Origin of the sequence: uncultured Maricaulis sp., assembly GCF_963976135.1 — a bacterium.
Classification (GTDB): domain Bacteria; phylum Pseudomonadota; class Alphaproteobacteria; order Caulobacterales; family Maricaulaceae; genus Maricaulis.
Genome location: NZ_CAXBKN010000003.1, coordinates 25267 through 50322 on the forward strand (window position 1 = coordinate 25267; position 25056 = coordinate 50322).

Below are 25056 nucleotides of genomic sequence, written 5' to 3' on the forward strand. Positions count from 1 at the left end.
GATGGCACGTGACATCCTGATAGTGGATGACGAGGCGGATATCCGCGAATTGATCGGCGGTCTGCTGGAAGATGAAGGCTATGAAACCCGTGGAGCGGCCGACTCCGATGGCGCGATGCGCGAGTTTCAGGCTCGCCAGCCTTCCCTGATCATCCTTGATGTCTGGCTGCAGGGCAGCCGTCTGGATGGCCTTGAATTGCTGGATGAGTTCCGGGCCATTGATCCGGATCTGCCGATCGTCGTTATCTCCGGCCACGGTACGATCGAGACCGCCGTCGCAGCGATCCGCAAGGGCGCCTATGATTTCATCGAGAAACCGTTCAAGAGCGACAAGCTTCTGCTCACCCTGTCGCGGGCACTGGAAACCAGCCGTCTGCGCACGGAGAACGCACAATTGCGCGCCCGCAGTGATGTCCAGAACGCGTTGATCGGGAACTCCACAAGCATCGTCCAGATGCGGCAATTGATCGAACGGGTTGGCCCCACCAATAGCCGGGTCCTGATCAAGGGGCCGTCGGGGGCCGGCAAGGAATTGGTGGCGCGTCTGATCCACGAGAAATCGCCGCGCTGCAGTTCTGATTTTGTCGCCGTCAGTGCGCCGGGCATGTCGCCGGAGGCCTTCGATGAGGAATTGTTCGGTCGTGAGAATGAGGACGGGACGATCAAGCGCATCGGCTTGCTCGAGCGCGCTCATGGCGGAACGCTGTTTCTCGACGAGATCGCGGACATGCCGCGAGAGACGCAATCAAAGCTGTTGCGCCTGCTGGTCGAGCAGCGTTTCCGGCGCATTGGCGGCACCGCCGATGTCGAGGTGAATGTCCGCGTGATTTCAAGCTCTTCACAGGAATTGCGCGTCCGGATCGAGGAGGGGAAGTTCCGCGAAGACCTCTATCACCGCCTTGCCGTGGTTCCCGTGGTCGTGCCGGCGCTGGCGGAGCGGCGCGAGGACATACCTGAACTGGTCGAGCATTTCGTCGCCCGCCTGACTCATTCAGCCGGTCTGCCACGCCGAAGTTTCGGCACCGATGTCATGGCGGCACTTCAAGCCCATGGTTGGCCCGGCAATGTCCGGCAATTGCGTAATAATATCGAACGCTTGCTCATCCTGGCAACGGGGTCACAAACCGCACCGATTACGCTGGAATCACTACCGTCAGAAGTGGTGACGCGGGATTCGGCGGAGGCCGGTTTCGACGCCGAGAAAATGATCGCCCTGTCCCTGCGCGAGGCGCGAGAGAATTTCGAGCGCGAATACCTGCGCGCCCAGATTGATCGCTTTGGCGGCAATATTTCGCGGACGGCAGCCTTTATCGGGATGGAGCGTTCGGCCTTGCATCGCAAGCTTAAATCGCTCAGCGTCGGCGGGAATTCTCGCGATGCGGCGAGCAGCGGCCAGACGGACAAGGCAACATGAAGGCGATCGTATGCGGGGCAGGGCAGGTCGGGGTCGGGATCGCCCGGGCTCTGGCGCGCGAGGGCAATGCGGTCACCGTCGTCGACTGGTCGACATCGCTGATCGACAATGTCGTCACCGAACTCGATGTCCGCGGCGTTGTCGGTCACGGCTCGCACCCCGATGTCCTCGAACGTGCCGGGGCGGCGGAAGCGGATCTTCTGGTGGCCGTCACCCATTCCGACGAGACCAATATGGTGGCCTGCCAGGTCGCCCACTCCCTGTTCAATACGCCCATGCGCATTGCCCGCGTACGGGCTCAGAATTATCTCGATCCCGCCTGGGGTGATTTGTTCAGCACCGGCAATCTGCCCGTTGATGTCGTGATTTCGCCCGAGCTGGAAGTGGGCCGCGCCATCCTGCAGCGCGTCGAGACGCCGGGCGCTTTCAATACGGCGGTGTTTTCCGGCGGTCGGGTGCAATTGCTCGGGCTGAGGCTGGATGAGAATTCGCCCGTCGCGGGTTCGACGACCGAGCAATTGATGGAACTCTTTCCGGACCTGCGGGTCGCAGTGGTCGGGGTGCAGCGCGAGCAGACCCTGTTCATCCCCAAACGCACCGACCCATTGCTGGCCGGCGATGATGTCTATGTCGTCACCGAGAGCGCTCATGTTAAGCGCGTGCTCGATATTTTCGGGCGTAGTGCCGAGAAGATTCGCCGGGTCGTGGTGATCGGTGCCGGCAATATCGGCGTCTATGTCGCGCGGGCGCTGGAACGCGCTGGCGGAATCAAGGTGCGACTGGTCGAGGCCAGCAAGGAGCATGCGGAAGCGGCGGCCGAGCGATTGAAGAAGACGGTTGTCCTGCATGGTGATGGGCTTGATGCGCGGCTGATGCGTGAAGCCGGCGTGCCTGATGCTGAGTTGGTCGTCTGCGTCACCAATGACGACAAGGTCAATATGCTGTCGGCGGTGATGGCCAAGCGTGAGGGTGCCAAGCGCGCGCTCAGCCTGATCAATGAGCGGGCCTTCGAATCCCTGCGTGAACCGCTGGGTATTGACGTCCTGATCGACCCGCGCGCTACGACGGTCTCGATTATTCTCCAGCATATCCGACGTGGCCGGATTACCGGCCTGCAGAGCCTGGGTGGCGGTCTGGCCGAGGCGCTTGAGGGGATTGCCCTGTCGACCTCGCCGCTGGTCGGCAAATCGCTCAACGAGCTGGAATTGCCCGATGGCGTGGCGCTGGGCGCCGTTGTTCGCGGCGACCGGGTCCTGCTGCCTTGCGACGAGGGCCGGATTCGCGAGAATGACCGGGTTCTTCTCTTCTGCAATACCGCGCTGATTCCCAAGGTTGAGCATCTCTTCCGGGTCAGCCTCGAGTATTTTTAGACGCCATGGCTCTGGCTGCACTCCTCCGGCCACTCGCCGCACTCTGGGTCGCCCTTGGATTCGTCGCTGCGCTTGTGGGTCTGGCGGCCTTCGGGCTCGGGGAACGGCATCTGGCGCCGCTGTTCGGCGCGACCCTTGCCCTGGGCCTGGTGCCGGGCTGCCTCATCCTGGCTGCCACGCGCAGCATGCCAGTAGGGGCCAGCGCGCTGGATGCACTGGTCCTCGGTCTGCTCGCCTGGATCACCATTCCGCTTCTGGCCGCGGTGCCGTTCTACCTGTCGGGCTATTTTGATACGATCGACTCCTTGTTCGAGGCCTATTCCTCGGTCACGACGACGGGCGCGATCCTGCTGCCGCCCGAAGATCTGCCGCGCTCGCTGGTCCTGTGGCGCGCCGTGCTGTCATGGTTGGGTGGTTTTGCGACCGTGCTGCTGGCGATTGCCGTTTTTGCAGCCCTCGACCGCGATATCCCGGCGATCCGCCGCTCAACCCTGCTGACCATACAGCCCGATGATGTTTTTTCGCATCTCCGCCTCGCAACGACCCGGATTTTCCTCGTCTACGCGGTGCTGACATCCATTATCTGGCTGGCACTGATCCTCACGGGGAATACGCCCTTTGCGGCTATCACCCTTGCGTTCGGCTCGATTTCCACCGGCGGCTATGCGCCGTTTTCCGGCGGACTGGAGCAACATCTCAATCCGGTGTCCGTCGGCCTGGTCATGCTGGGCTGTCTGGTCGGGGCGGTGAATTTCTCGCTGTATTGGGATGCATTGCGCGACCGCAAGGCCTGGCTCGATATCGACCTGGCGGGAATCGCCATTCTGGTGACTGTGCTGGCGGTTTTCTTCATCATCGCCAGCCCGGGCGATCTGGTGCAGGGCATTGCGCGCTCGGTATTTGTCGTCACCACGAGTGGCTATGCCTACGGAACGGCGGCCATGCCCGTCCTGGTGGCTGCAATTTTCATCGCCATGATTGGCGGTGCAGCCGGATCGACCACGGGCGGGATCAAGATTTCCCGGATCATGCTGTTATGGCGGCGGATGGATGTCGAGCTGGCGACGCTGGCCGATCCCTCGATCGTCCGTCCGATGAGTTTTCGGGCCCGCCCTGCGCCTGACCGGGCCCTGATCGCGATATGGTCCTATGTGCTGGCTTTCCTGTTTGCGCTTGGCATCGGCACCATGTTGTTGACCCTGGCCGGACTTGATTTCGAACACGGATTTATCGCCATGGCGGCAGCGCTGGCCAATATCGGCCCGCTCTACCAGGAAGCGGCGATCGGCTGGGACTGGGACCGGATGGGCGACGGCGCCAAGCTTGTCCTCATTCCGGCCATGATTCTGGGGCGTTTGGAGGTGCTGGCAGCTCTGGCGGCTGTCTGGGCGCTATTTATCAGGAAGTGAGCCATTGACGCGTTTTGCCTATGTGAACGGGCGCTACCTGCCCCACGACGAGGCCTTGATCCATATCGAGGATCGCGGCTTCCAGTTCGCCGATGCCATTTATGAGGTGTGGAGCGTGCGCTCGGGCGAATTGCTCGATGCTGACGGGCATTTCGGGCGGCTCGAGCGCTCGCTCGCCGAATTGCGGATAGCCAATCCGAAGACCCGGGCCGGCTACCAGCTGATCATCAGCGAGCTTCTGCGCCGCAACCGGGTCACTGATGGTCTGGTCTATCTACAGATCTCACGCGGTCGCGCCCGCCGTGACCATGCCTTTCCCGCTGCCCATACCCGGCCGACGGTGGTGATGACCGCCAAACGCCTCGACCCGGCAGCGGCCGAGCGCCGCGCCGATCACGGGGTAGGGGTGATCACACGGCCCGATCAGCGATGGGCGCGCTGCGACATCAAGACCGTCAATCTCCTGCCCAATGTGCTGGCGAAACAGGCTGCGATTGAAGCCGGCGCGGCGGAGGCCTGGCTGGTCGATACTGCCGGCAATGTCACCGAGGGCAGCTCAACCAATGCCTGGATCCTGAACGCAGAGGGCGTGCTGGTCACGCGGCAGGCCGATCACGCCATCCTGCACGGCATTACCCGGGCGATGATCATGAACCGTGCCGCCGGCCTGGGCTATCGCGTGGAGGAACGGGCTTTCTCCGTTGAAGAGGCACAATCGGCCCGCGAAGCCTTCATGACGTCAGCGACCACTTTTGTGACCTCGATCACCAGTATTGATGGCCGGCCCGTCGGGAACGGGGCGCCGGGCTCGGTCGCGATCGCATTGCGGGCAGCCTATGTCGGATCTCTGTGATCGAACTGTGGCACAAACAACTCAGCGGGATGGTTGCGGCTAAGGTCTTGCGCTGTATACGCTAGCAGCCGAATCGCTATTATTGTGCGGCGCAAGCGGAGCAATCATGTCTCAAGATAAAAAACAAAACCTTCAAGACGTCTTCCTCAATTCTGTGCGTAAGACGAAGACCCCGCTGACCATCTTCCTCATCAATGGCGTCAAGCTGCAGGGTGTGGTAACCTGGTTCGACAATTTCTGCGTCCTGCTTCGCCGGGACGGCTTGTCTCAGCTGGTCTACAAGCACGCCATTTCGACCATCATGCCAGCCCAGCCGGTTTCCCTGTTTGAAGCCGAACGGACCGATGATGACGAAGCAGAGCCCGAGAGCTTCAACGATTGATCGAACGCGAGGCGCCTCCTATCCGCGCCATAATTATTCATCCCGTAACCCGGGATCGACTGGCGCGCTCTGAAGCGCGCCTGGAGGAAGCCTGCGGCCTGGCCGAGGCGCTCGACCTCATCGTCGCAGAAGGCTTCGTGACGCCCTTGCGCAAGATCGAGTCGGCCCGCTATTTCGGATCCGGCAAGGTCGAGGAATTGCGCGAGCGTATTGTCGCCGGCGACGCGACCGTAGCCGTCGTCGATGCCAGCCTCTCCCCGGTTCAGCAGCGCAATCTGGAAAAATCCTGGAATGTGAAGGTCATCGACCGCACCGGCCTGATCCTCGAGATTTTCGGTCAGCGCGCGCGGACCAAGGAGGGCGGGCTGCAGGTCGAACTGGCGCGCCTGTCCTATGAGCGCTCCCGTCTGGTGCGCACCTGGACCCACCTGGAGCGTCAGCGCGGCGGCGGCGGTGTCATGTCCGGGCCAGGCGAAACCCAGATCGAGACCGACCGGCGCATCATCGATGACAAGATGGTCAAGTTGCGCCGGGCGCTCGATGAAGTGCGCCGTACCCGCAATCTGCATCGCTCCAAGCGCCAGGAAGTGCCGATCCCGGTCGTGGCGCTGGTGGGTTATACCAATACCGGCAAATCGACCCTGTTCAACCGCCTGACCGGTGCCGATGTTCTGGCCCGCGATATGCCCTTCGCGACCCTTGATCCGACTGTTCGCGCGCTCGAATTGCCGCGCGGGACCAAGGTTTTGCTGTCCGACACGGTGGGTTTTATCACGGATCTGCCGACCGAGCTGATCGCGGCCTTCCGCGCGACGCTGGAAGAAGTGCGTGAAGCCGACCTTCTGATCCATGTGATTGATGCCTCCGACCCGGATCGCGATGGCCGTATTGGCGATGTCGAGAGTGTGCTCGATGAAATCGAGGCCGGCCCGGATCATGATCAACGCATGATCGAGGCCTGGAACAAGATTGACCGGCTCGATGACGAGACCCGCGATGATGTGAATTTGAGGCTTGAAATTGCCAATACCAAGGCGGGTCACCCGGTCAAGCTGGGGATTTCCGCTATCGAGGGTTCGGGCCTGGACGAGCTGCTCGTCGCGATCGAAACGGCGCTGGCGGCGGATTCCGAAATTCTGCAAATGACGCTGGCACCGCACCAGGCGAAGGCTCTGGCCTGGCTGCACCAGCATGGTGAGGTCATCAACGACACGATGGACGGTGCGACGGGGGAAACCACCATGCGCGTACGGCTGTCGCCATCAGATGCAGGCCGTTTCCGGTCGCTGTTTCCCGACCTGGCGGGCTTCCTGCCGCCGCTGGAAACCGAGGACTACTGACTAGGCTGCCGCTTGCCGGTCTTGTCGATCTGCTTGGCCTCGCCCCACAGCGCTTCCATTTCTTCCAGTGACGCATCCTCGGGCCGCCGGCCCTGGGCCGCAAGCGTGCGTTCGATATAGCCGAAGCGACGTTCGAACTTGGCATTGGCACTGCGTGTCGCCGCTTCGACATTTACATTGAGTTTGCGCCCCAAGTTCGTGCAAACAAACATTAAATCGCCGATTTCCTCCGCGATTTCTTCCGGGTCATTTAACCGAATTGCCTGCTTCACCTCGGCGATTTCCTCGGTGATCTTGTCGAACACCTGTTGGGCGTCAGGCCAGTCGAAACCGACGCGCGCGGCGCGGGCCTGGAGTTTCTGGGCGCGTTTGACGGCCGGCAAGGCGAGGGGGATATCCGCCAGAACGCCATCACCCTTGCGGCTGCCAGCGCGTTCGCGCGCCTTTTGTGCCTCCCATTCGACTGTCTGGGCCGCGCTGTCGCGCTGCACCGCATCGCCGAACACATGCGGGTGACGCCGGATCATCTTGTCATTGATCGCCGCAGCAACCTCGTCGAAGCCAAACAGGCCGAGCTCCTGTGCCATCTGGGCGTGGAATACGACCTGTAGCAGGAGGTCGCCCAGCTCATCCCTGAGCTCGTCATACTGCTCGCGTTCGATCGCATCGGCGACTTCATAGGCTTCTTCCACCGTGTAGGCGGCGATGGATTTGAAGTCCTGCTCAAGATCCCAGGGGCAGCCGGTCTGCGGCTCTCTGAGGCGCGCCATGATCTCGATCAGGCGGTCAATCGGGGCGAGGGCGGCGTCTGGGGTATTGGGCATGGCGATTGCGACTCGACTTGGCTGGCGGTGCGCCAACCTAGCCTGGATCGGGGGCAATATTCGATGGGCGATGCGGCATATGGCCGGGGATTCACTGGAAAACCCGTTGAGGATACCTCAAGTTCCAAAAAAATTAATCTCGCCCATACCGAATAATCTGAGTGCAAACCTTCATTTAAGTGATGGAAAACATTCACTTTGTATCTCTTGTGCTTGGCCTGAATCGGACCGGTTCCGGTGATCGATGGCTCGCAGGTGGCAGGTTGTTGGACTTTGATCACCTGAGCGGGTCAGCCAAGGCGCACACCGGAATGCCCGGGCCATCCAGCCTGGCCGACGACATCCTCGGCCTCGCGATGGTGGAGCCGGGCTTGTGCAGCCTGTGGCCGGCCATTCTGGCGCACGGTCTGGCGAATGATGCCTTTGGGCTCGCGGGGCGCGTGCCAATCACCGAAGCGCTGACGCCGGAACACCAGCCTACACAGGGTGTGTCGATGATGCTGGCGGCAGGCCTTGTCTTAGCTCTTGATCGTAAGCGCATGTTTTCAGGGGGGAACAGGAAATAGGGCCGCACGATATCGCCCGGGATTGATATATCAATTTGGCGCATAATAAATATTATGAGAAACAATGGATGGGTAGCCACGTGAATTCAGGCGATTCCAGGCTCAACCAGTGGACAGCCGGATCTCGTCCTTGATCGCCAGGATCTGCAATCCGTCATGGGCGCAGCTTACCCCTCGCGGCAATTGCGCGCCCAGAGCGTCGTAATCGAGCGTGATGTGCAAATTGGTCAGGACACCAGAGCGAGCACCGACCCGTTCGATCTCACGCAAAGCGCCGCCAACATCAAAATGCGTCGGGTGCGGTTCATGACGCAAGGCGTCGACCACCCAGCAACCGACATCAGCCAGCACGGCGGCGCTGTCTTCCGGCAGGCCATTGATATCGGCCGAATACGCCAGGTCACCGACGCGGAAGCCGACGGAGCGGATCGAACCATGCTCCTGGTCAAACGGAATGACGCCAACCGGACCGCCCGGCCCCTCAATCACCAGTTCGGTTCCGAAGGTCGGCATGTCGCGCTGGTCGAGAATGGCCGGATATGGCGAACCCGGCGGCGCCTTGAAGGCATAGCCAAAGCGAGTCGTCAGGGTTTTCGCCGTCGCGCCGTCCATCCAGACCGGCATGCGCTGGCGTTGCAGCAAGGCAAAGGAGCGCAAATCATCGAGCCCGTGCGTCTGGTCGGCATGGTCATGGGTGATGAGCACGGCATCGAGACGTGGCACCGAGGCGCCGAGCATTTGTTCGCGGAAATCCGGTGAGGTGTCGATCACGACGCGCGTCACCGCCTGGCCAGCGTCCAGCGCTGCAAGATCGGCTGCGTGCTCGATCAGCGCCGAGCAACGCCGGCGGCGATTGCGTGGATTGGATGGGTCGCACAAACCCCAATCACCATTCGCGCGCGGGACGCCGCCGGACGAGCCGCTGCCGAGTATGGTCAGGCGGGTGACGCTGCTCATGGCCGCGTCACGCGGTCAAACAATGCGAAGAAATTATCCGTCGTCCGCGTCGCGCATTCCGTCGCGGTCCAGCCCTTCACCTTGGCGAGGCCGGCGGCGACATCGGGCAGAAAGCTCGGCTCGCAACGCTTGCCGCGATGCGGCATCGGCGCCAGATACGGACAATCGGTCTCGATGATCACCTTGTCATCGGGAATATTGTCCCGAAACACGGCGCGGACATCATCGGCCTTCTTGAAGGTGATAATGCCGGAGGCGGCAAACCAGCTCCCCAGTCTCGCGGCCCGGCCGGCGAGCATGGCACCGCCGGTATAGCAGTGGAGCAGAGCCTTGAAGGCCCCCTTCCCCATTTCATCCTCGAGCAGATCGGCCATCGCTTCATCGGCATCGCGGCAATGCAGGATGAGCGGTAAACCCGACTGGCGCGCCGCCTCGATATGCGCCTTCAGACTGGCAAACTGATCCTCGCGCGGGCTGTAATTATAGTGAAAATCCAGCCCCGTTTCGCCAATCCCGACGACTTTGGGGTGGCGCGCGATTTCGAGCAATTCGCCGGCGGTGATATCGGGACGGTCCTTGGCATGGTGCGGATGGGCGCCGACCGAGCACCAGATGTCCTCATAGCGCTCGGCGATTGCAGAAACGGCGGGGAAATCAGCCAGTTGACAGCAGATTGTCACCATGCGCTCGACCCCGCCTGCGCGGGCGCGTTCGATGACGGCATCGAGATCGTCAGCGAATTGCTCGCCGTGCAGATTGACGTGGCTGTCGACAAGCATGGGCAGACTCAATTGACGGGCTGGCGCGCAGCGTCGCGGACATAGCCCAGCGCCGCCAGGGCGGTTTGTTTCGGGTCGAGATAGAGGCCGTCGGCCTCGCCGGCCAGTGTGCTGACCTCGCGCCAGGCCTTCAGCCAGGGCGTCGGATCCTGCCGGTTTTCCGCCTGGCTGCGCGCCGTGTCATGGATGGCGTTGGACAAGGCGGTGTAAAACACCGAGCGCAAGCCCTCGCTGCCCTTGCGGGCCACGCGATCGGCGAGCGCGTGCACTTCGCTGTCGCTGGCCGATGCGCCGCGCGCGACGACGGCGCGGACCTGGCTGGCCAGCTCGACACCGCCCGAGGCGCACAGGGCCAGGGCCCGGCCTGGAGCGCCGCCGGCCAGATGTGAGGCGGCCAGGGCCGCGGGCATATCCCTGGCGGCGTTCTGCTCGATCAGCCAATTCGCCGTCGCCTCGATCTCCGGTGGACGCAGGACCAGGGTGCGGCAGCGTGAACGGATCGTCGCCGGCAGGCGTCCGGGGGAATGCGCCACCAGCAGCAGCACGCCCCGCTGTGGCGGCTCTTCGAGGGTCTTGAGCAAGGCATTGGCGCCATTATTATTCATCTCATCGACGCTATCGACGAGGCAGACACGCCAGCCGCCATTGGCGCTGGCGCTCTTCTCGAAGAAATGCGGTGCCTTGCGGGCTTCATCAACGGTGATCTCGCCGCGCCAGCGCTTGCGCTTGTCATCCCAGGGACGGCGCAGCAGCAAAAGGTCGGGACAGGCGCTGGCTTCGAGCAATTGGCAGACCGGGTCGGCGGGGCTGGCGCCGAGCGGGCCGTATTGCGGGTTGGCCACAGCCCCGAGAATCCGGCGTGCCGCCCGCCAGGCGAAACTGGCCTTGCCGACACCGCGCGGCCCGGTGATCAGCCAGGCATGATGCATGCGGCCGCTGCTCAGCGCGGTGGCGAGGTCGGTTTCCGCGGCTTCATGCCCGAACAGGTCATAGCGTTGCCGCGGTGCCAGACAGCCGGGCTGCACATCGGATCCAAGTTCGGGATCGGTGCTCACAACAAGCGCGCTCCGAGATGTTCATCAATCGTGCTGACGGCATGGCGAAACACGATATCGGCCGCCTCACCGCCATCAATCACGACGCAGCGGTCCGGTTCGTTATCGGCGATATCAAGAAAGGCCCGGCGCAAACGGCCGTGAAAGCCCGGATCGAAACGCTCGAAGCGGGTGGCATCCTCGCCGCGGGCAATCGTGCGCTCGATCCCGATGGTCGGATTGACGTCGAGGATCAGGGTCAGGTCCGGTTTGAAATTGCCGAGCGCAGCCTGGTGCAGAAGCTTGATACGCTCGATCGGCACGCCGCCGGCAGCGCCTTGATAGGCAGTGGTGGAATCGGCGAAACGGTCCGAGAGCACCCAGGCGCCGCCTTGCAGCGCCGGTGCGATCAGGCGTTCGACATGATCGACGCGCGCGGCATACATCAGCAGGGCTTCGGTCATCGGCGACCAGCGATCAGTCGCGCCCGTCAGCAGGATTTCGCGCAGGACTTCCGCCCCGGGGGTTCCGCCCGGCTCGCGCGTGACCACGACATCAAGCCCGCGCTGGCGCAACTTGTCTGCCAGCGCCTGGATCAATGTGGTCTTGCCGGCGCCCTCGCCGCCTTCAAGCGTGATGAAGCGTCCGCGCATCTCAGCTGCCGCCGCGGATCATGTGCGCGAGCGCCGCGCCAATCCGGCCCATCATCCCCTTGCGGCCGACAGCCTCGGAAGCGAAAAGCGGAAAATTCTGGGGCTCATAGCCGGGGGCTTCGACAACGAGATGGCCGATTTCCTGGCCGACCTCGACGGGCGCCATCAGCGGCCCGTCATAAACAACGCTAACCGTCATATTGCGGCGGGCACGGCGTTGCAGCGCGACCTGGACAGCCTCGCCGACCTCCATGCCAACCGTATCGGTTTCGCCCATGAAGACTTCGGCCCGCTGGTCAATGACGGCACCGGCGTCAAACAGGTCATAAACGGCAAAATCCGACATCGCGGCGCGCATCATGCGCTCGGCTTCACTGGTGCGGGCGCGATTGGAGTCCATGCCGTTGAAGACGATGATGCGGCGCTGGCCATCGCGCTCGGCGGTCGCGGCCAGACCATAGCCGGCAGCCTCGGTATGGCCGGTTTTCAGCCCGTCCGCGCCGGCAAAATTACCCAGTAGCGGATTGCGGTTATACTGGCGGATCCCGTTATAGGTGAATTCGCGCTCGGCCCAGATGCCATAATATTCCGGGTGATCGCGGATCAGGATCCGGGCCAGCCGGGCCAGGTCGAGCGCGCTGATATTATGGTCGGGGTCGGGCCAGCCGGTGGAATTGGCGAATTGCGCGCTCATCAGCCCCAGTTCGTGCGCCCGCGCCGTCATCGCGTCGGCGAAGGCCGCCTCGCTGCCGGACAGGGCTTCGGCCAGCACGATACAGGCATCGCCGCCGGACTGGATAATGACGCCGCGCAGCAAGTCATCGACGCGGGCGCGGCTGTGCAATTCCAGGAACATGGTCGACGAGCCGGATGCTGCGCCGCCGGTGCGCCAGGCGTATTCGGAGACCGGCAATTCATCATCCATCGACAGGGTTCCGGCATCGATGGCTTCGAGCACCATCAGCACGGTCATCATCTTGCTCATCGAGGATGGCGCCATCGGCGTCTCGGCATCCTTGGCGAACAGGACCTGCCCGGTCTCGAAATCCATGATCACCGCATGGGTGGCCTCGGTCTCATAATGGTCCTGGGCATGCGCCAGAGCGGGGGCCAGAACGGGGACCAGAATGAGGGCGGCGATAAAGGCGAAACTTGAAGTGATTGCGCGCACGTCTGAACGCTCCTGTCGGGAATCGGGAAGTTACCGTGACGAAGACGCCATACAAGCGCGGCAAGAGTGTGACGTCCAGCGCCCAGACGCGCCGCGAGGCGCAGCAAACTCAGTTCAGCGACACAATCCGGGCATCGCGCACGCCATAGCTGGCCAGCCGGACGCGCGCTGCGTCGGCACTGGAGCGGTCATTCCAGCGACCGACCAGAACGCGGTAAAGCGTCTGTCCGCCCGCCTCGACCGGCTGGACCCAGACATCGCCGGCCTCGGAGATGCGGCTGGCGAGGCGATTGGCATTGCCCAGATCGGCGAAGGCGCCGGCCTGTACGGTCAACCCCTCATTCGAGGCCGGGACCCAGGCCGGTGAAAATGGTGCATCGCGAGCGACATCTTCCAGCGCCGGCACGGTGTCGGGGCTGCCGATATCGGCCAGTTGATAGCCCGGATCCGGGGCCTGGGCTGCCGGCAGGGCCGGGCCGAGATAGCGCACCCTCACCCGCGCCAGGCCATTGCTGCGATAGCCCAGCTGGTCGGCGGCGGCACGGCTGAGATCGATCAGACGGTCATCGACAAAGGGGCCGCGATCATTGATCCGCACCACGACCTGGCGGCCATTCTCCAGATTGGTCACTTCGGCGATGGCGGGAATTGGCAAGGTCGTATGCGCGGCCGTCATGGTGTTCTGATCAAACACTTCGCCATTGGCTGTCGGGCGCCCATGGAAGGTCGGGCCATACCAGGAGGCGATACCGACGACATCGTAATCATCATCGCGCTGCGGCACGAAACGCTGCCCCGCCACGGTATAGGGATTGCCGACTTTCTGGTGATCGCTGTCGCCGGCAATCAATGTCGCCGTATCAACCCGGCGGGCCAGCAGAACGGGCGCCACTGCTGTCGCTTCGGGCAGGGCCGGCACGTCGCGCGAAAACGGACGCGTCGGCGCTGGCGTCGAGGCACAGCCGGCCAGCATCAGCAGAGCCAGCGCACTGGCGAGAAAAGAATGACGCAAAACGGGACCCACCAAGCTCGGCCAACCCAAAATCTACCCTCTCTTATCGCGCAAACATGAAAGGAGGGTAAGCCGCTGCAACGCAGATATTGCGCTTATCCCCCGTTGACCGCTATTGGAAGCCATCGGAGAGGTGGCAGAGTGGTCGATTGCGGCGGTCTTGAAAACCGTTGAACCGCGAGGTTCCGGGGGTTCGAATCCCTCCCTCTCCGCCATTTTCCCCGGCGTCACCATGACATCATCCCTGCCCCGATAGCGCCTGCGCCGGACGTGGTCGCCCTGTTCAGACCGGTTGTGCCTTTGATGAGCGCCTGTGTTGTTTCCGTATGCCGTTGATGATGCCCTGATGTGTGCTTCATTTGCCTCAAACTGGGCTGTGAAATGTGGAAATATGCTGCGAAACCAATTGGATATAGCGTTCAGTTCCGGTTTCGATCCTGTTTTCACGATTTTCGCACCTCCCGCATCACCTCCGAGCCCACCAGTATAACCGCGCCCGGCAAGGGGTGGACAGGCAGGGCTCCGCGCTGGGTTCGAGTGGCCAATGAGGGGCATGCATCTCAGCATGAAGGATTTCAGGGATGGGCGCGCGACGCGGTCCGGGACTCGGTAAAAGGCGCTGTGTTTAATGGCTTAGGGCCGAATTGATCGCGTGTGCCCCCATCCATTCCGGGGACCAACATGAAAGGTGCGGCACAGGGTGAAGGGGGTCAGCCTGGGCCTTACTTTTCGGGCTCGCCGGCCGGTGGGGTGCCGGGAGGCTTGATCCCGTCCTGATCGCCCACCTCCCAACCAGGGTCGCCGCCACCCAGATTCTGGGTCTGCGCCGGATCACGACCGGAACCCGGGCGCGGATCACCCACCTCCCAACCAGGATCACCGCCGCCCAGATTCTGGGTCTGTCCGGGATCACGGGCGGAACCGGGACGTGGATCACCCACTTCCCAACCAGGGTCGCCGCCACCCAGATTCTGGGTCTGCGCCGGATCACGACCGGAACCCGGGCGCGGATCACCCACCTCCCAACCAGGATCACCGCCGCCCAGATTCTGGGTCTGTCCGGGATCACGGGCGGGGGCGGGACGTGGATCGCGCCGGGTCAGGATGGTGCCATTACGGGTGCGGCAGCGCTCGCCAGCCCCGGCTTCGCGGCAGAGCGGCAGGGTTTCATCGCCGGCCGGCTGGGCGTGTTGACGCTGCGCTCCGGCGGGTCCGGACAGGGCCAGAATACAGCCGGCCAGAATCACGGCGGCGACAGGATGTTTGCAGATCATGGTGGGCCTCCCCTTTGTTTGGCTGATGTCTAGCATAAAAGGATCGGCAAGGCTGGCAATTCGCGCCCGCCGGCCTCCATGGCACTCCTTCCCTTGTGAGCTACGGGGCGGGCGTCTATAGCAAGGGCCGATCAGCAGCCTCGGGCGATTCCGCCGGCTGGGACATCCGGGGGGATTTATGCGCGCTACTTTTATCGGACTGGTTCTGTGTGGTCTTGCTGCCGGAGGCGCAGCCGCACAAACGCCGGTTGATCAGGTGTTTACCGGTGAGCTTACGGAAGACATGGCGCGCGCCGGTTTCGATATTCAGCTCGAGGCCGGCCAGGTTGTGACGCTGACGACGGCCTCCAGCGACAGGCTTGACACCATCCTGACCCTGAGCGGTCCCGACGGGCAATTGCTCGGCGAGAATGATGACCAGGAGATGGGCATTCTGACCTCCCGGCTGGTGCATCTGCCGGCAGAGAGCGGGCTGTATCTGGCCGAGGTCAGCGGCTATGGCGGCGCACTGGGCAGTTTCTCGCTGTCCCTGTCCTACGGCCTTGATGTCGGCCTCTCGGATGCGGCGCAAATCCTGCGTGAGGAAACGGTCAGCTTTGATGCCAACCAGAGCGAGGCGCGTTTCGAAGCCGATCTTGCCGCCGGTGATATCGTGGTCGCTTCGACCTTCGCCCTCAGCGAGGATCTCGATTCCACCCTGGCCCTGCTCGGGCCCGATGGCAGCATCCTCGCGCAGAATGATGATCGCGGTGATGGCACGTTCAACTCGCAAATAGTCTATCTGGTCGAACAGTCCGGGCCCTACCAGCTGCTGGTCGGCACCTATGGCGGTCTGGGTGAAGGCGATATGGCCGTCTCGCTGGCGATCGATCCGGAGGCTGAACTCCCGTTCGATTTCACTGCCATCGAGGGCACGCCGATCGCCCGGCATGAGGGCGAACTCGGCGATGACCAGCCCTCGATCAGCTTCCCGGTCACGCTGGAGGCCGGCCAGACCCTGCTGGCCCTCGCTGACACCCTGACCGGTGATCTCGATCCGGTGCTGCGACTGACCGGTCCCGATGGTTATCCGGTGGCGATGAATGATGATCGCGGCGATGGCTCGCTCAATTCGGCGATTGCCTTCACCGCCCCGCAAAGCGCCACCTATCAGCTCGAACTCAGCCGCTATCGCAGCGGTGCCAGCAGCGGCATGTTCCAGCTCATCCTGTCCTCGGTTGACGCCTCCGTGGTCGATACACTTCAGGAATTGCTGGAGAATTCGGTCACACTGAGCGGGCCGGAAATGTTGCACCAGACGGCGGACTTCAATGTCTACTACACGGTGGAAGGGGTTGACGCCTCGAGTGAGGATTATGCCCGATCGGTCGGCGTGGCGCTGCAGGAGATGCTCGACGCCCAGGTCAACCGGATTGGCTGGGCCGAACCGATACGCGATGATGATGGGCGCTACCGCGCCTATGTCGCCGATGCCGACGGCTCGATGGGTGTGACCCGGCCGGTCGAGATCGTATTCGACAATCCCAATACGGATGATGTCCGCGAAACCGCTGCGGCGCGGACCGTCTTCATCATCGACAATGATTTTGTCGGCATGGGCAAGACAGCGCCGGTTCACGCGCTGATGCGCGCGACAGTGACACATGAATTCAATCATGTTGTCCAATTCGGTTATGACAGCGAAGAAGGCCTGGACTGGCTCTATGAGGCGACCGCTTCGTGGACGGAGACCACCACGGTGGGCGCTGACCAGGACGCGACGGATTATACCGAGACCGATTTCGAGACGCCGGAATTGTGCTGGACGACGACGGTGAGCGGTCATGATTACGGCCAGTGGACGCTGCTGCAATCGCTCGCCGACAGTTATGGCGAAGGCTTCATCGTCCGGGTCTGGGAGAATAGTGTCGAGCTGGACGGATTCGAGACCCTGCAAGCGGCGCTCGATGAGGAGCGCACAACCATTCCCGATGTGCTGCAGCGCTGGCGGGCGCAGAATTATGCGCGCGCCTATGACCTTGGCGAACTCTTCCCGATCGGCGTCCACCGTCAGCACAGCTTCACTCGGGAAGGGCGCTGGACACTCAAAGGTGGACTGGAAGAACTCGGCGCCAATTACATCGATTTCGAACTCGACGGCCGCTACCAGATCACGCTGAGCGGCAATGCCGAGCTGGAGCTCCTCGCCCTGGGGCAGCGCGATGGCCAGATCGAGGTTATCCGTCTGGGCCGCGGCGGTATCATCGACAGTACGGGCTATGAATCCACCGCCCTGATGGTGTTCAACCGGGCCATGCCCGAAGCGCCGGGCCAGTGCAGCGGAACAGGCTATTCGATCGAGGTCTCCGCCTCGAATCGCCGGCCGGCCCGGGCGGCCTACCGTTTCAGCGATGAGCATTTCACCCCGATTGATCGCAGCGAGGCCGTGTTCGATCAACCCTGAGCCGGTCGCGACCGCTCGTCGGGCCTATCCTTTTTACGGCGCCGACTAATCACTGCACGGCGCGTGGCCGGCTGGCAGGATTTGCCGGACGCCGGTTGTCATCCGGCTGACGCGTTTGGCAGTTTCCACCAGCTGCCCGTGCGTGGCCAGCTGGGGATTGGGGATCCAGGGCGTGCCGTTCAGGCTGCCCGGCGGGGTGCGCACGTAAACGGACCAGCGATCGAAAATGCGCTGGTTCACCTCGGCATAGCCGGTCAGGACGAGATCGCCGTGATGGGGATTGTTCTCGATCCGTTTCAGCGTCTGGTAAAGCGCGGCCCGGGCGCCTTCGAGGACCTGCACAAAATGCGGTCCGTCAACCAGTAACACACCGGTCAGGGCGTGGGCGGGATTATTGCGAAGCCCGGCATCGAGGATATCGGCGAGATAGCGGTCTTCATCGGCACCGCTGGACGCTGTCCAGGTGCGACGGCTGTAGAATGCGAAACGGCAAAGCAGCATGAAATCCCCCTAGCCCGCCCTCGCCTCGACCATGAATTGGGCGACGCGCTGATTGAGCTGATCCATCTCATCGCGCACCGAGGCGGACGAGACGGTGACCTGCCGGGCCGCCTCGCCCGCTTCGCGGACACTGGCCTCAAGCGCATTGGTGGCCCGCGAACTATCCTGGTTGCCGGCTGCGGCCTCGGTCGTATTGCGCACGATTTCGCGGGTCACAACCGATTGCTCCTCGACTGCAGCGGTAATGGTCACTGCTGCCGAATTGACCGAATTGATGGTCTCGCGGATCGCATCGATCACCGAATTGGCGCGCGTCGTTGCTGCCTGGACATCGGCGATCTGCCGGGCAATCTGGTCGGTCGCCTTGGCCGTCTGCCCGGCCAGCGCCTTCACTTCACTGGCGACAACCGCAAATCCCTTGCCGGATTCGCCGGCCCGCGCCGATTCAATCGTCGCATTCAGGGCCAGGAGATTGGTCTGTTCGGCGATTTCCTGGATCAGATTGACGGCGCTGCCGATTTCCGCAGCGGCGGCATTGAGCTGAGTCATTGTCTCGCTCGCTGCCGTTACCTGCTCGACGGCCTCTGTCGTGATCACCGAGGTCCGCGCCACCTGATCAGCGATCTCGCGCGAGGCGGCTTCCATCTCGCCGGCTGCGACCGAGACGGATTTGACATTTGTCGCGGCCTCCTCGGCGCCGGCTGCGGCCGTCGAGGCCTCGCCCAGCGTGTTCTCGACGACCTGCGAGACCAGCGCTGCGGCCTCATCAAGCGTGCACGAGGTCTCGGTCAGACGCGCAATAACCCCGGAAATACCCTGCTCAAAGGCATCGGCGACCTGTAGCCGGCCGGCCTGCGCCTTGGCTTCTGCCTCTTCGAGATACACCGAAATCGCCATCTCCATATCGAGGAAAATCGCCCGTACCAGCGCATCGACATAGATTTCAGCCTTGCGCGTATCCGGGGCGCCGAAGCCGAGCGCCGGCGCCTTGCAGCCCTCACGCACGGCGGCGGTCAGAACCTCCGAGGCAACCGTCGCATAGCCGGCGATATAATAGCGTGGCTCAAGCCCGATATCGCTGTGCACGCGGCCGACGCGGCGGATGGTGTCGAAATAGGCCGCATTGTATTGACCGCTGAGAATATTATTCCAATGGTCCACCTGTTTCGTCTTCGCGTGATCGCGGTGCTGGTCATTGCGGAATAGATGCGCGACCTCCGGGGCCCGGGAGACCGTCGCATAGAAGCGGCTCAGACCGCGCTCTACGCTCGGCGCGAGCGGTGTCTTGACCTCACGCAGTGCTGCGCGAACACCCTCGTCAATGCCGATAAAAGCCAGCCGGTCCTGTCCTGTCGTATCCGTCATAATCCCCCCCTGAGGTTGAGCTCTGCCCGCGAGAGATAACCCTGCAGAGCTGGTTGACCGGCATAGCTTGGCGGGCGGGATAGTTAATAAGGGTTAACGCCGGCATCATTGGCCGAATAAAGAAATTTCTTTCGTTATTACCGTTACCTAGATAGTTTCGCGGGTCAGGTGATCCAGGCTAGCAACCAGGCTGGCCTGGCCATCGAGGGCGAGACGCCCGCCCCATTGCGCTTCGATTTGCGCGAAGTCCGGCTCGGACAGCGCGATCGTGATGATATTCCACATCCAGCCCTTGTGACCGGTGCTGATCGGGATATGGATCGACTTCATCGGTGCGAACCCCTCGCTCGCCTGCCGGTGCCAGATATGCCCGGCGGGCCCTCGCAGCGTCCCCTCCTCGCGCAGCCCGGTCAGGGTCTCGACTCCTTCCATGAAGGAGACCAGGTCGGGTGAGGAGACTGGCTGATCCACGCAGCACTGGTGAAAGGGTGATCGCGGTGAGCGATTGCCGGCGCTTGACGCCAGCAGGGTGAAGGGCTTGCCGCCTTCGATCAGGCAGGACATGTGCGGGCACAGCCGAATCGTCAGCATCATCTGGTCGAGGAGCGAGATCTGTTCCGGCGCTCCCAGCAGTCGTTCGATTCGCAGCCGGACATCGCCGCGCGGGCGGATCTGGCCGGCTTCAAGCCGCGACAAATACCCCTGACTGATCTTGAGGAGCGCGGCCAGGGTCTGCTGTTTCATTCCGGCCTGCAGGCGCAGTTTTCTGAGCTGGTCCCCCCATCCTTGCCGCATATTGACTACCCTGACGCTGACACAATTCAATGACCTCCCAGCTTAGGTCTAAGTCCGTACCTTTTCTAAGGTCTTGCGCATGAAACAGGAATAAAGAAATTACAATAACCTATCGAATTGGTTGGTTATTCCGTGATTTTGATAGCTGGAGGCGGGGCAAAGCCTGAGGCTGGCCCCACCCCGGCGGCGGCAGCGCTAGCGTCCGCGTCTGCTCCGCCAGGCTGCGAGGACGCTTTCGCGCACCTCGACCGGCTGGGTGTCGACGGCCGCGCCGAGCGCCTGCAGGTCAGCGCGGGCGGTATAGAGCTGATCGATCAGCGACATCACCATTTCCAGCGCCTCATCGGCGAGCTCATGGCTCTGTTCCAGCTCACAGATCAACTGCAAGCGGGCGCAATCGACCGGCGCGAAGAGCGGCCCCGCCTCACCCTGGATCGGCATGATAATGCCAATCTCGATATAGGTGGTCAGCCTCTCGGCAGTCAGTGCCGCGACCGCGTCGATGATTTCAGTGACGGTCAGATTCTCGCTCATGACTTCATCTCCCTGCGCGGATCATAGGCATGGGTTTCGCGCCAGCTCTCCATGAAGCTGCGCAGCGCCTCATCAATGTCCGGGGGCGAGACAATGCGCAATTCGACGCGCTGATCTCCGCGCGGCTTCTTGCCTGGCGGCTGCACGCCACGTCCGCGCAAACGCAGGACCTGGCCGCTGCTGGCCCCCTTGGGAATGGACAGGGAGACCGGACCGTCAATGGTCGGCGCTTCCACCTTGCCGCCGAGTATGGCTTCATCAAGCGCGATCGGCAGGGTCAGCAGGATATCAGCGCCCTCGCGGCGGAAGAGTTTGTGCGGCCGCACGGACAGCGTCACCAGCGCGTCGCCATCAGGCCCATCGCCCATGCCCTCACCGCCCTTGCCGCGCAGGCGGATGGTCTGGCCGTCGGCCGTGCCGGTGGGGATTTTGACGTCGAGGCTCTGGCCGTCCGGCAAGGTGATGCGCTTTTGCGCGCCCAGAGCTGCCTCGAGAAAGTCGAGCTCGAGCTGATAGCGACGGTCCGGGCCCGGCGCGTTGAAATGGCCGCTCCGGGTGCCGCCGCGGCCGCGCTGACGCAGGATTTCCTCGAATATGTCCGAGGTGTCGAATCCTTCAAACCCGCGCGAGGACTGGTAGGGATTGCCCGGCTGCTCGGCATATTCACGATAGAAGGGCCGCTCGGGCTGGCGTTCGGCACCGCTGGCATCGATCTCGCCCTTGTCAAAACGGGCGCGCTGCACCGGGTCCTTCAGCAGATCATGGGCCGCCGTCGCCTCGATGAAACGAGCCTGGGCACCCTCATCATCCGGATTGAGATCGGGATGGCTGGTGCGGACGATCTTGCGATAAGCCTTCTTGATCTCTTCGGCGGTGGCGCTCTTGGTGACGCCAAGAACCTCATAGGGATCACGGGACATGCCGACCTCGGCGAAACTGATGGATGAGCCATTGTCACGCATTGGCGCTGCAGTACAAGCGGGGAGCGACCAATTGCCTCGCCTGCCGTGCGAGCCGCCATGCTAGATTTGTTCTCCCGCCGCAAAGGATCCGTGCCATGAGCTATACCATCACCCGCGCCTTCAGCGCCGCCACCTTTGACGAGATCGATGCGCGCACCCGCAAGGCCCTGGCCGAGAAGGGTTTTGGGGTGTTGACGGAAATCGATGTCCAGGCCGTGATGAAGAAGAAGATCGAGGCTGAAATGCCCGGCTATCGCATTCTCGGGGCCTGCAATCCGCAAATGGCGTACCAGGCCATCCAGATTGAGCCGCGCGTCGGCGCAATGCTGCCCTGCAATGTGCTGATCCGCGAGATCGAGGGCGCGATTGAAGTCAGCGCCGTCGATCCGGTCGCCTCGATGTCGGCGATCGACAACCCCCGGCTCCACGCCGTCGCCGGCGAGGTGCGCGACATGCTCGCCGCGGCGCTCGCGGCGATCTGACCGGGCTAACGGCGCGTGCCGGGATGCCAGAATGCCTTGAGCAACCAGCCGACCAGGCCGCCAAGCAGGAAGCTCGATCCAATGACGACAATACGGCTGGTCTGGAAGCTCCAGAACAGCACGGTCAATTCGACCTGGGACATGTTCTGGAAGGCCAGGAGACCGAGCAGGGCGAGTAGCCCGCCAATGATCCATAATTTGATGTGCCGCATGGGCGTGCCCCGTCCAACTGAATTCAAGGACCAGTCTGGGCCTCGCCAGCGGCGCTGACAAGACACCCCGCCGGGACCGCGTCCGGTTTGGAAAACATGGCCGGCCGCGCCGCCGGACCGGATCGGCACCGGCGACGCATCACTGAACTGCAGGACACAAGTCTATTTCCGTTTCGGGCCTTAATCCGGACGCCAACGCTTCCTATCTAGCCGTCACGTTATGATGGAGCGCCCGATGCGGTGGGTAGGTTTGATAGTATCAGTGGCGGTCCTTGCCAGTGCCGTATGGTTTGCCGTCGCGGCACCGTATCAGTCGGGCCAGCAGCTCGTGCTGGCGGTTACGGCGATGGCTGGTCCGCTTTCGCTGTAAACCCGGTTGGCCAGCCAATCGGCGGCCCTGCCTGAAAGGAAAATTCGATGACACAATCCCCCGGCATCAGCTTCACACTCGAGGCAGACGGCGAGCGTGGCCGCTATCTGGCCCATGTCGACGGCAAGCCCGATCCGGGCGAACTGACTTTCAGGCGCAGCGGCGAGAATCGCATCCTGGTTGATCATGTCGGCGTGCCGCAAAGCCTGCGGGGCACCGGCGTCGGTGTGGCACTGGCGCGTCATGTCGTCAGCGAGGCTCGCGCCAAGGGCTTCACCATCTATCCGCAATGCCCTTTCCTCGCCTCGCAGGCGCAGAAAAATCCCGATTGGGCCGATGTGGTGGAGCCGCTCTGAGGGCCGTGCCCGTGCCGCTGACGCGAGCCTGCCTGTCCTAGTCGAGAAATTCCCAGCTGTCCGCACCGTCGAAATGCCGGATGCGCAGACCGTCAATCGCCGATGGCTCAGCCATATTGGCATTGACAGCCATACGCCCGCCGGCCGCCGGGTCGGCGCCCTCCCAATGCGTGGTGGAGCCACATTTGCGGCAGGAGATAAAAGCCAGCGTCTTGTCGCCCTGGAGATAGCGGACCACAGCGTCAGCGCGGTATTCGAGTCTCACTTGCGAACGGTCGGCATGGGCCCAGAGCGCCTGCGCCCGGCGGCAATAACTGCAATTGCACCGCGTCAGCCAGTCGGGCTCGGTGGTGAGCGTCCAGCGCACCGCGCCGCAATGGCATTGCCCCTCAATCATCCCGGTTTCCGCCTCAGGTCTTGGCCGTCCATTTGATCGAATAGAGATCGAAGCGCCGGTCACGCAGATTGCGCACCGTGCCCTCCTGCCGGGCCCAGTCCAGATCGCCCAGATTGAGATCGGCAATCGCGACCGTCTCGACATTCTCCGTGCATTCCGCGGCGATACCGTCGCGGGCAAAGCGGAAATCGCACGGGGTCAATATGCAGGACTGGGCGTATTGAATATCCATGTTTTCCACACCTGGCAGATTTCCCACATTGCCCGACATCACGACATAGCACTGGTTCTCGATCGCCCGCGCCTGGCTGCAATAGCGCACGCGCATATAGCCCTGGCGGTTATCGGTGCAAAACGGCACGAAGAGAAGCTTGGCGCCGGCATCGACCAGCTGGCGCGCCAGTTCGGGGAATTCGCTGTCATAGCAGATCAGGATGCCGATCGGACCGCAATCGGTCTGGATGGTCGCGATTTCATTGCCGCCCTTGATCCCCCACCACATCTGCTCCGACGGGGTCGGGTGGATCTTCTCCTGCTGATGCACCGAGCCATCGCGCAGGAAGACATAGGCGATATTCTGGATATCGCCGCGCTCGGTACGGGTCGGGTGCGAGCCGCCGACGATATTGATATTATAGCTGATCGCCAGCTGGCGCATCGCCTCGACGAATTGCGGCGTGTATTCGGTCAGCGCCTCGATCGATTGCGACGGCGTGAGCCGGGTTTCGGCGAAGGCCAGCAATTGCAGGGTGAAGAGCTCTGGGAAAACGACGAAATCGCAGCGATAATCCGCCGTGACATCGACGAAATATTCCACATTGCTCATGAATTCTTCGAAAGAGTGGACCTTGCGCTGCTGGAACTGCACCGAGGCGACGCGCACGCTGTCCTTCTCGCCCGGAGGCGCGCTGGCGCTCTTGGTGTGCACGACCGCGTAAGGATTGCGCCAGACCATGTGGCTGGCATAGCCGCCCGAGGCGTCGTCAAAGGGCAGATAATCGCTGAGCACGCCAATCGGCTCGAAACCCAGACGCATCTGGAAGCGGATCACCGGGTCGGAGATTTTCTGCTCGACCACGGCCTCGAGATAATCGGCCGGATTGGGATAGAGTTTCTTGCGGCGCTTCCAGCTCGGCATACGGCCGCCAAACACAATCCCCTTCAGCTCATAGCGTTCGCATAATTCGCGGCGCGCATCATAGAGCCGCTGGCCGATGCGCAGCCGGCGCTTTTCCTGGTCGACACAGACTTCCATGCCATACAGCCAGTCGCCCTTGGGATTATGGCGTGAGGCATAGCCCGAGCCGGTAATGCCGTTCCAGGTGTGCGGCGACAGGGCGGAGGCCTCGTCGATAATGAAGCTGGCGCAATAGCCAACGATCTCACCATCATATTCGACCACGACCTGGCCTTCGGGGAAGTTGGAAATCTGCCCCTGCACCATCGCGGTGCTATAGCTGTCGAGCTGCGGATAGACCTTGTCCACCAATGCGATGATCGCCGGAATATCCGCGATACGGGCATTGCGGATATTGAGCGAAGAGCGGGATTTCTGGCTGGCCATGAAAGCGGTTCCTGTTGCGTGGCGCACCCTATCAGGC

26 protein-coding genes and 1 tRNA gene are annotated in these 25056 nt (G+C 62.6%); 11 read left to right on the forward strand and 16 right to left on the reverse strand.

The window, feature by feature from the left end; translation table 11 throughout:
• The first annotated feature begins 1 nt into the window (after position 1).
• The 6 genes from AAC023_RS00785 (at position 2) to hflX (ending at position 6768) form a co-directional block, all read left to right on the forward strand.
• Positions 2 to 1414, forward strand: a complete 1413-nt coding sequence (locus tag AAC023_RS00785; RefSeq protein ID WP_339737123.1) for a sigma-54 dependent transcriptional regulator — start codon at positions 2 to 4, stop codon at positions 1412 to 1414.
• Positions 1411 to 2784 carry a Trk system potassium transporter TrkA gene (gene trkA, locus AAC023_RS00790; protein ID WP_339737125.1) on the forward strand — a complete coding sequence of 458 codons (1374 nt, stop codon included), beginning with the start codon at positions 1411 to 1413 and terminating at the stop codon, positions 2782 to 2784. Before AAC023_RS00785 ends, trkA begins: the two co-directional genes overlap by 4 nt.
• 5 nt (positions 2785 to 2789) lie before the next feature.
• Positions 2790 to 4193, forward strand: coding sequence for a potassium transporter TrkG (locus tag AAC023_RS00795; protein WP_339737127.1), 1404 nt, complete (start codon positions 2790 to 2792; stop codon positions 4191 to 4193).
• A 4-nt stretch (positions 4194 to 4197) separates the two neighbouring features.
• Positions 4198 to 5046: a D-amino-acid transaminase gene (locus AAC023_RS00800; protein ID WP_339737129.1), complete on the forward strand. Its 849-nt coding sequence runs from the start codon at positions 4198 to 4200 to the stop codon at positions 5044 to 5046.
• 106 nt (positions 5047 to 5152) lie between these two features.
• A complete protein-coding gene (hfq, locus tag AAC023_RS00805; protein WP_091767115.1) occupies positions 5153 to 5428 on the forward strand; it encodes an RNA chaperone Hfq in 276 nt (91 codons plus the stop codon).
• Entirely contained in the window at positions 5425 to 6768 is a 1344-nt protein-coding gene (gene hflX, locus AAC023_RS00810; protein ID WP_339737133.1) for a GTPase HflX, read from the forward strand. Before hfq ends, hflX begins: the two co-directional genes overlap by 4 nt.
• Here the strand turns inward: hflX and mazG are convergent.
• Positions 6762 to 7592, reverse strand: a complete 831-nt coding sequence (gene mazG, locus AAC023_RS00815) for a nucleoside triphosphate pyrophosphohydrolase (RefSeq protein WP_339737135.1) — start codon at positions 7590 to 7592, stop codon at positions 6762 to 6764. The two genes, hflX and mazG, sit on opposite strands and share 7 nt — an antisense overlap.
• Before the next feature lie 182 nt (positions 7593 to 7774).
• Here mazG and AAC023_RS00820 point away from each other — a divergent pair, with 182 nt between their 5' ends.
• The gene (locus tag AAC023_RS00820) at positions 7775 to 8158 is read left to right on the forward strand and encodes a hypothetical protein (protein ID WP_339737138.1); all 384 of its coding nucleotides are present in this window, start codon (positions 7775 to 7777) and stop codon (positions 8156 to 8158) included.
• A 102-nt stretch (positions 8159 to 8260) separates the two neighbouring features.
• Here the strand turns inward: AAC023_RS00820 and AAC023_RS00825 are convergent, their stop codons facing one another.
• The 6 genes from AAC023_RS00825 to AAC023_RS00850 form a co-directional block, all read right to left on the reverse strand.
• Positions 8261 to 9115, reverse strand: coding sequence for an MBL fold metallo-hydrolase (locus tag AAC023_RS00825; RefSeq protein WP_339737140.1), 855 nt, complete (start codon positions 9113 to 9115; stop codon positions 8261 to 8263).
• Positions 9112 to 9894 (reverse strand): TatD family hydrolase, encoded by a 783-nt coding sequence (locus tag AAC023_RS00830; protein ID WP_339737142.1) that lies wholly within the window; start codon positions 9892 to 9894, stop codon positions 9112 to 9114. The genes AAC023_RS00825 and AAC023_RS00830 overlap by 4 nt, the downstream gene beginning before the upstream one ends.
• Positions 9895 to 9902: 8 nt before the next feature.
• On the reverse strand, positions 9903 to 10949 hold the full coding sequence (locus AAC023_RS00835) for a DNA polymerase III subunit delta' (protein WP_339737144.1): 1047 nt from the start codon (positions 10947 to 10949) through the stop codon (positions 9903 to 9905).
• On the reverse strand, positions 10946 to 11581 hold the full coding sequence (tmk, locus tag AAC023_RS00840) for a dTMP kinase (RefSeq protein ID WP_339737146.1): 636 nt from the start codon (positions 11579 to 11581) through the stop codon (positions 10946 to 10948). The genes AAC023_RS00835 and tmk overlap by 4 nt, the downstream gene beginning before the upstream one ends.
• A 1-nt stretch (position 11582) precedes the next feature.
• Positions 11583 to 12752: a D-alanyl-D-alanine carboxypeptidase family protein gene (locus AAC023_RS00845; RefSeq protein ID WP_339737148.1), complete on the reverse strand. Its 1170-nt coding sequence runs from the start codon at positions 12750 to 12752 to the stop codon at positions 11583 to 11585.
• A 109-nt stretch (positions 12753 to 12861) separates the two neighbouring features.
• Positions 12862 to 13764, reverse strand: a complete 903-nt coding sequence (locus tag AAC023_RS00850; RefSeq protein ID WP_339737150.1) for a septal ring lytic transglycosylase RlpA family protein — start codon at positions 13762 to 13764, stop codon at positions 12862 to 12864.
• 127 nt (positions 13765 to 13891) lie between these two features.
• Between AAC023_RS00850 and AAC023_RS00855 the strand changes: the two genes are divergently transcribed.
• Positions 13892 to 13979, forward strand: a tRNA-Ser gene (locus tag AAC023_RS00855).
• 507 nt (positions 13980 to 14486) lie between these two features.
• On the opposite strand, the gene AAC023_RS00860 is transcribed toward AAC023_RS00855, so the two are convergent.
• The gene (locus tag AAC023_RS00860) at positions 14487 to 15038 is read right to left on the reverse strand and encodes a hypothetical protein (RefSeq protein ID WP_339737151.1); all 552 of its coding nucleotides are present in this window, start codon (positions 15036 to 15038) and stop codon (positions 14487 to 14489) included.
• 178 nt (positions 15039 to 15216) lie between these two features.
• On the opposite strand from AAC023_RS00860, the gene AAC023_RS00865 reads away from it, so the two are divergent.
• Entirely contained in the window at positions 15217 to 17481 is a 2265-nt protein-coding gene (locus tag AAC023_RS00865) for a DUF6055 domain-containing protein (protein WP_339737153.1), read from the forward strand.
• Positions 17482 to 17526: 45 nt separating this feature from the next.
• Here the strand turns inward: AAC023_RS00865 and AAC023_RS00870 are convergent, their stop codons facing one another.
• The 5 genes from AAC023_RS00870 to AAC023_RS00890 form a co-directional block, all read right to left on the reverse strand.
• A complete protein-coding gene (locus tag AAC023_RS00870) occupies positions 17527 to 17982 on the reverse strand; it encodes a BLUF domain-containing protein (protein ID WP_339737155.1) in 456 nt (151 codons plus the stop codon).
• A 9-nt stretch (positions 17983 to 17991) separates the two neighbouring features.
• Complete coding sequence (locus tag AAC023_RS00875; RefSeq protein WP_339737156.1) at positions 17992 to 19347, reverse strand: globin-coupled sensor protein; 1356 nt, start codon at positions 19345 to 19347, stop codon at positions 17992 to 17994.
• Positions 19348 to 19494: 147 nt separating this feature from the next.
• Positions 19495 to 20142, reverse strand: coding sequence for a helix-turn-helix transcriptional regulator (locus AAC023_RS00880; RefSeq protein ID WP_339737157.1), 648 nt, complete (start codon positions 20140 to 20142; stop codon positions 19495 to 19497).
• A 195-nt stretch (positions 20143 to 20337) separates the two neighbouring features.
• Positions 20338 to 20676 (reverse strand): hypothetical protein, encoded by a 339-nt coding sequence (locus tag AAC023_RS00885; RefSeq protein ID WP_339737159.1) that lies wholly within the window; start codon positions 20674 to 20676, stop codon positions 20338 to 20340.
• On the reverse strand, positions 20673 to 21638 hold the full coding sequence (locus tag AAC023_RS00890) for a J domain-containing protein (RefSeq protein ID WP_339737160.1): 966 nt from the start codon (positions 21636 to 21638) through the stop codon (positions 20673 to 20675). Before AAC023_RS00890 ends, AAC023_RS00885 begins: the two co-directional genes overlap by 4 nt.
• A 95-nt stretch (positions 21639 to 21733) precedes the next feature.
• Between AAC023_RS00890 and AAC023_RS00895 the strand changes: the two genes are divergently transcribed.
• Positions 21734 to 22120: a DUF302 domain-containing protein gene (locus tag AAC023_RS00895; RefSeq protein ID WP_339737161.1), complete on the forward strand. Its 387-nt coding sequence runs from the start codon at positions 21734 to 21736 to the stop codon at positions 22118 to 22120.
• 5 nt (positions 22121 to 22125) lie between these two features.
• Here the strand turns inward: AAC023_RS00895 and AAC023_RS00900 are convergent, their stop codons facing one another.
• Complete coding sequence (locus AAC023_RS00900) at positions 22126 to 22332, reverse strand: lipopolysaccharide assembly protein LapA domain-containing protein (RefSeq protein WP_339737162.1); 207 nt, start codon at positions 22330 to 22332, stop codon at positions 22126 to 22128.
• Positions 22333 to 22749: 417 nt separating this feature from the next.
• Between AAC023_RS00900 and AAC023_RS00905 the strand changes: the two genes are divergently transcribed.
• Entirely contained in the window at positions 22750 to 23058 is a 309-nt protein-coding gene (locus AAC023_RS00905) for a GNAT family N-acetyltransferase (RefSeq protein WP_339737163.1), read from the forward strand.
• Between the two features lie 37 nt (positions 23059 to 23095).
• Here the strand turns inward: AAC023_RS00905 and AAC023_RS00910 are convergent, their stop codons facing one another.
• Positions 23096 to 23455, reverse strand: a complete 360-nt coding sequence (locus AAC023_RS00910) for a GFA family protein (protein ID WP_339737164.1) — start codon at positions 23453 to 23455, stop codon at positions 23096 to 23098.
• A gap of 13 nt (positions 23456 to 23468) precedes the next feature.
• Positions 23469 to 25056: GNAT family N-acetyltransferase (locus tag AAC023_RS00915; RefSeq protein WP_339737165.1), on the reverse strand; the 1588-nt coding region annotated here is incomplete at its 5' end.